General features: G+C 29.4%; 1 protein-coding gene. It reads right to left on the bottom strand.

Translation table 11 applies throughout. The features are described 5' to 3' along the window. On the bottom strand, positions 1-195 hold a 195-nt coding region (locus DF216_RS10415; RefSeq protein WP_164979050.1), incomplete at its 3' end, for an ArsR/SmtB family transcription factor. Positions 196-452: the final 257 nt, after the last annotated feature.

Here is a 452-nt window from a genome sequence, read left to right as displayed (position 1 = left end):
TTCTTGTCTAGAAGTAACTAATCCGCAACCTTTAAGACAAGCTAAATGTTGGGAAATACTAGATTGACTTATTTTTGCTTTTTCAACAATTTCATTAACGGTCATTTCACTCGATTTGAGTAACTCCAAAATAGTTAATCTCACTTTATTAGAAAGACCGTGAATAAAATGTGCTTTTAAATCTATATTATTCAATATACCCACCTCATATTAATATTTTCTAATATGTATGTCAACTATCTTCTGTTATTGACTAAAAGAAATTCAACTATTAAACTGTTTAGTTGAATAGATAGTTTTATTTTAGGAGGCTTGAATATGCAAAGTTCGAAAGAAATTGAACTGATGACCAGTGAAAAAGAATTGGTTAAATTTTACAAAAAAGTTTTAACTATTGTTAGTGTTTCTCAAATATTTGGTGGTGCAGGCCTTGCTGCTGGAATTACTGTAGG

The organism is Streptococcus oralis (genome assembly GCF_004127215.1).
Lineage (GTDB): Bacteria > Bacillota > Bacilli > Lactobacillales > Streptococcaceae > Streptococcus > Streptococcus oralis_BD.
This window is presented reverse-complemented; position numbering and strand designations above follow the sequence as displayed.